The sequence below is a fragment of the Massilimicrobiota sp. An80 genome (genome assembly GCF_002159255.1).
GTDB classification, from domain to species: Bacteria; Bacillota_I; Bacilli_A; order Erysipelotrichales; family Coprobacillaceae; genus Allocoprobacillus; species Allocoprobacillus merdigallinarum.
In genome coordinates, this window is sequence record NZ_NFHI01000081.1 from 1 (window position 1) to 5,118 (window position 5,118).

Annotated in this window: 6 protein-coding genes; 2 read left to right on the forward strand and 4 right to left on the reverse strand. The window is 31.4% G+C overall.

Translation table 11 applies throughout. From position 1 onward, the window contains the following. Nucleotides 1-117 precede the first annotated feature (117 nt). Together B5G32_RS13120 and B5G32_RS13125 are read right to left on the reverse strand one after the other, a co-directional pair. Complete coding sequence (locus tag B5G32_RS13120; RefSeq protein WP_087245316.1) at nucleotides 118-771, reverse strand: HAD family hydrolase; 654 nt, start codon at nucleotides 769-771, stop codon at nucleotides 118-120. Nucleotides 772-773: 2 nt separating this feature from the next. Beyond that, nucleotides 774-1,514, reverse strand: coding sequence for an EFR1 family ferrodoxin (locus tag B5G32_RS13125; protein WP_087936914.1), 741 nt, complete (start codon nucleotides 1,512-1,514; stop codon nucleotides 774-776). A 248-nt stretch (nucleotides 1,515-1,762) separates the two neighbouring features. Between B5G32_RS13125 and B5G32_RS13130 the strand changes: the two genes are divergently transcribed. Next, nucleotides 1,763-2,041 (forward strand): hypothetical protein, encoded by a 279-nt coding sequence (locus tag B5G32_RS13130; RefSeq protein WP_087936915.1) that lies wholly within the window; start codon nucleotides 1,763-1,765, stop codon nucleotides 2,039-2,041. Nucleotides 2,042-2,074: 33 nt separating this feature from the next. After that, nucleotides 2,075-2,680, forward strand: coding sequence for a DUF4351 domain-containing protein (locus B5G32_RS13135; protein ID WP_158094032.1), 606 nt, complete (start codon nucleotides 2,075-2,077; stop codon nucleotides 2,678-2,680). A gap of 60 nt (nucleotides 2,681-2,740) precedes the next feature. Here B5G32_RS13135 and B5G32_RS13140 read toward each other — a convergent pair whose 3' ends face one another. Both B5G32_RS13140 and B5G32_RS13145 read right to left on the reverse strand, forming a co-directional pair. Then, nucleotides 2,741-4,360, reverse strand: a complete 1,620-nt coding sequence (locus B5G32_RS13140) for a CTP synthase (protein WP_087936917.1) — start codon at nucleotides 4,358-4,360, stop codon at nucleotides 2,741-2,743. A gap of 104 nt (nucleotides 4,361-4,464) precedes the next feature. Next, nucleotides 4,465-4,938, reverse strand: a complete 474-nt coding sequence (locus B5G32_RS13145; RefSeq protein ID WP_087936918.1) for a GNAT family N-acetyltransferase — start codon at nucleotides 4,936-4,938, stop codon at nucleotides 4,465-4,467. Nucleotides 4,939-5,118 lie beyond the last annotated feature (180 nt).

Sequence of the window (5,118 nt, forward strand, 5' to 3'; positions counted from 1 at the left end):
AAATATTACATCTTGAAATCAGAAGAAGAGAAAAGATGTTTTTTTATTGCCTAAAAACAGAAAAAGAAAAGAGCTGAAACAAAATCAACTCTTTAAAAAGTTATTTCGTTACAGCCCCTATAAATACTCAAAAACATCTAACAAAGAATCAATACATGTAATATCTGGATCTTCAATGTCTTTATGTCCAATCAGGAAAGCACGCATTCCAACACTTTTCGCTGATTGCATATCTTTGTTGTAACTATCTCCTATATAAACCGCTTCGCTTGCTTTTAATTTTGTTATTTCTAACGCTTTTTCAAACATTTCTTTGGCAGGTTTATAATAATGTGTTGTTTCACTGGAAATAATACCTTTTGGTTTTAATTCCAAATTTTTCATATTTTCTTCTACATACTGTAAATCATTATTCGTAATAATATATATAGGTAAAGGACATTGTTCAAAAAAATCATAAGAATCATCATATGCTGGTGTATGAATCCAATGTTGAACAAGTAAATCACAATAATGCTGACTATCTCCCTGTAAACCTATTTGATCTTTAATGCTTTCAAATGCTTCAAAAGCTATTTCATACTCATTTTTATAATCTTTTCCATTATAATGCATAACTAATTCATCATGTTTCTGATACCACATTTCTCCTAGTTTTTGTGGATCTTTTTCATTTGAATTTTCTACACATTCATCTAATAATTTTGTTAACCATTCACTTGTGTCATATACCAATGTTCCCATATGATCAATGAATATCGCCTTTAACATGATTAACCTCCTATCAATTCACTTTGCTTATACAAAGTACAAACTTTTTGAATTTTTTGACGTGTTGCTTCAACTTGCTGTAAATCACAAACCCTTGCATGTGTTGGACAAATTGAAACACAACGCATACATGAAATGCATTTTGTTTCATCAGTGACTTGTAAATGATGACAATCAATGGCTTCTACAGGACAAAGTTTAGCACATAATCCACATTTTGTACACTGAGAAGTTGCTTTTGGTTTGAGTCCTCCATGGAATTCCTTATAAGGTCTATGTCCTGGAACTTCAATAGGGTGAAGATTGTTTTTTAAAGTTTCTACTAACTTTTGAATATGTTGATAATCTTCCTGATTAGGTCTTCCTTTCGCATAATAATGGACAATAGAATGTTCACAAACAACAGCCACTGCACCTTCACAAATAAATCCTAATTCATCTAAAGTATCTTTTAATTCTATAAATGTATCATCATAATGTCTATTTCCATAAGTCACAACGAGAATAACCGGTGTCTGATTTCCATTCAATAATTTTAATCGCTCTATAGCAATAGATGGAACTCTTCCACCATATGATGGGACACCTACAATACATAAATCTTCATGTGAAAATTCATGTGCTGAAAAATCCGTTCTTGATAAATCATATTCCTGTATAGGTTTATCCCATTGTTTTCCTATAAATCGTACAACTTCCTGAGTACTTCCTGTACCACTAAAATAAATAAGATGAATAGACATATACATTCCTCCTATGCATATCACTATTCTAACATATTTTCCAAGACTTTCCATTAACAAATATTCAATATTCAAAAAATCACTATTTATGAGCTATAACAGTTTGTTGAATATGAAACTTAAAAATATATGCTTTAAACAATTTTTATGGTATCTTATATCTGTATGAAAAAAATATTTTCAAATTAATCTAAAAAAGAAGAGAAATGAACTTTTTTTGCGTATATGAATAATAGGAGGTATGATTCATGTCTCAAAAAAAGTACAAGCTTCAAAAGATTTTTGATATTCGTATCAGAACATTATTTAAAAATCATCATATCGTGGTCGATTTTATCAATGGTATTCTTTTTTATGGAAATGCAATCATTCACTTTGACGATATCTCTTTGGCTGATTCCAATCTTGATTCCCATCTCCCCATTCAAAACATCACAAGAGAACGTGAACGTGATAATATCTATCTTGTAAAAATAGATGACCATGAGTGCCTGATTGGTATAGAGCATCAATCTCAAATTGATTGAAGCATGTTTCAAAGGACAAGGGAATATGATGAAATGAATTATCTTCAACAATTCTTCCTATACCAATCCAATCATCAGATGATTATGGGTGTCATGACATTGGTTGTCTATTACGGACAAAAGAAATGGAGTGCTCCTAGAGCATACGAGGACATGATGAAGCCCATACCTCCTGTTTTCAAAAACTATATGAATGTCGCATCCTATCCACTCATTGAAATGAGATACCTGGACCCAGAGAGATTTCACACTCAAAAACTTAAAGAGCTTATTACTGAATTGAAATATTTGTACAATCATCAATATGATGAAACTCATGATATAACAGTTAGTCATGAAATCGCAATCACACTCGCAGCACTTACAAAAAACACACAAATTTATGAAAAGGTAAAGGAGAAAAAGATTGATATGTGTCAAGCTATCAGAGATTATGGAAAAGAAAATCTAAGAATAGGAAAAAAAGAAGGTATCATCCAAACTTTAATTAAACAACTGCAATCAAAATTAGGATTTCTTTCAAAAGATACCCTTGCAAAAATCAAATCATGCAATCAAGAACAACTTGATTCACTTACAATACATATTTTTGATATTTATAGTGAAAAAGATATTCTTCATTATTTATCTTTTGATTAATGTATATTTTATAGATAGATTATTTAAAAAAGCTCATACTTTATATGTAAAAAGAACATTCTATTTTTGAATGTTCTTTTCATCGTATTTTTTATGATAAGCTGCTGTAATCAAACCTTGAAATAATGGTTCACTACGATTAGGACGTGATGAAAATTCTGGATGGAATTGACACGCTACAAAATAAGGATGATCTTTCAGTTCAATAATTTCCACAAGATTTCTTTCTGGATTCTTACCTGAAAAAATAAGTCCATGTTGTTCTAAGATATCTTTATATTTATTATTAAATTCATAACGATGTCTATGTCTTTGTTGAATCAAGTCTTTGCCATATAGTTCATGAACACGACTTTCTTTTAATAACTCACAATCATAATTTCCTAGTCTTTGTGTACCACCCATATCGTTCAATGTCTGATCACTCATTAAGTGAATTAATGGTGTTGCACACATCTCATCAAATTCAATAGAATTGACATCTTGAAGTCCACAGACATGTCTTGCAAACTCAATAGAAGCCAATTGCATTCCTAAACAAATACCTAAAAATGGAATCTTTTCTTCTCTTGCAAAGCGAATAGCCTTAATCATTCCTTCAATACCACGTTGTCCAAAGCCACCAGGAACCAAGATACCATCTGCTCCCTTTAACATGTCTCCTACATTTTCATCATTAATGTCTTCAGCATTAATCCAATCAATATGTACGGTACTATTTTCATAATAACCTGCATGACGTAAAGCTTCATTGACTGATAAATAAGCATCTGGTAATTGCACATATTTTCCAACCATCTTGATTGTTAATTCTTTATTAAGACCTTTAACACGTTGAATAAGCTGTTGCCATTCAGTCATATCAGCTTTTGGAGCTTCTATTCTTAAATGATCCAATACCAAATCATCCATATGTTGATCCAATAACATCATTGGCAGTTCATATAAAACATCAACATCATAATTAGAAATAACAGCTTCTACTGGGACATTACAGAATAAAGAAATTTTTTCTTTTAATTCCTGATCAATATGTTTTTCACTACGACAAACAATAATATCTGGTTGTATTCCATAGCCTCTTAATTCTTTAACACTATGTTGTGTTGGTTTTGTTTTCACTTCATGACTAGCACCAATATATGGAAGCAATGTTGTATGTATATAAAGAGTATTTTTATATCCGATATCTAAACGGACTTGTCTAATGGCTTCAATAAAAGGCAAACTTTCAATATCTCCAACTGTCCCGCCAATTTCAGTAATCACAATATCAGCCTGACTACTTTTAGCCGCTGCATAAATCTTTGCCTTGATTTCATTGGTAATATGGGGTACAACCTGTACAGTTGCTCCTAAATAATCTCCACGACGTTCTTTAGAAATGACATCGCTATAAATTCTTCCTGTTGTAATAGATGAACTACGATTCAATTCTTCATCAATAAAACGTTCATAATGTCCTAAATCCAAGTCTGTTTCGGCACCATCTGTCGTCACAAAAACTTCACCGTGTTGAAATGGCGACATTGTTCCCGGATCCACATTAATATAAGGATCAAGTTTTTGCATAAAGACTTTTAATCCTCTTTGTTTAAGCAATCTCCCTAAAGATGCAGCTGTCAATCCTTTTCCTAATCCCGAAACAACTCCACCTGTCACAAATATAAATTTAGCCATTTTCACTATCTCCTTTCTCAAATAAAAATGCACTCCAGCGGAAAGCCTGAGTGCCCTTTCTTATTCTAGCAAAAATTATTTATCAAAGCAATTATTTTTTCTTATTATTGTAATAATCTTTCAAAATCATCATCAGTCAATCGATATACTGTCCACTCATCCATTGGCTTTGCTCCTAAAGATAGATAGAAATCAATACTTGATTGATTCCAATCCAGACACCACCATTCCATTCTTCCACAGCCTCTTTCTTTAGCAATCCTTACAAGTTCCTTAATCGTTGCTTTTCCATATCCATGACCTCTATATTCTGGTTTAATATACAAATCTTCCAAATATAAACCCGCTCTGCCTAAGAAAGTTGAAAAATTATGAAAAAACAAAGCAAACCCAATTCTATGATGATCCTTCACAACAAAAATCACTTCAGCTTTCTTATAATCAAATAACCATTGTTCCAATAATGCTTCATTTGCAATCACTTCATGTTCTAACTTCTCATAACGTGCCAACTCTTTAATAAACTGCAAAATAACAGGTACATCTTTTCTTTTGGCATTTTCAAATTCAATATCCATCATATACTCCTTTTTTAAATAATCCCATATTCTTCTAATGTATCAGCTAAACTTTCTAAAACCCAAATTATTCATGAAAGCAAATTTGTGATGAAAAATTTATAAATCATGTCTATTTTCTAGCTTAAAAAATGTTATCCACCGTAAAATTGTGAATAACCGTAGCTAAAAAAGTGTAGT

What these genes read in the sequence shown, in the direction of transcription:
- B5G32_RS13120 (WP_087245316.1), bottom strand. Translation starts at nt 771, where the DNA reads ATGTTAAAGGCGATATTCATTGATCATATGGGAACATTGGTATATGAC.
- B5G32_RS13130 (WP_087936915.1), top strand. Translation starts at nt 1,763, where the DNA reads ATGTCTCAAAAAAAGTACAAGCTTCAAAAGATTTTTGATATTCGTATC.
- B5G32_RS13125 (WP_087936914.1), bottom strand. Translation starts at nt 1,514, where the DNA reads ATGTCTATTCATCTTATTTATTTTAGTGGTACAGGAAGTACTCAGGAA.
- B5G32_RS13135 (WP_158094032.1), top strand. Translation starts at nt 2,075, where the DNA reads ATGAATTATCTTCAACAATTCTTCCTATACCAATCCAATCATCAGATG.
- B5G32_RS13145 (WP_087936918.1), bottom strand. Translation starts at nt 4,938, where the DNA reads ATGGATATTGAATTTGAAAATGCCAAAAGAAAAGATGTACCTGTTATT.
- B5G32_RS13140 (WP_087936917.1), bottom strand. Translation starts at nt 4,360, where the DNA reads ATGGCTAAATTTATATTTGTGACAGGTGGAGTTGTTTCGGGATTAGGA.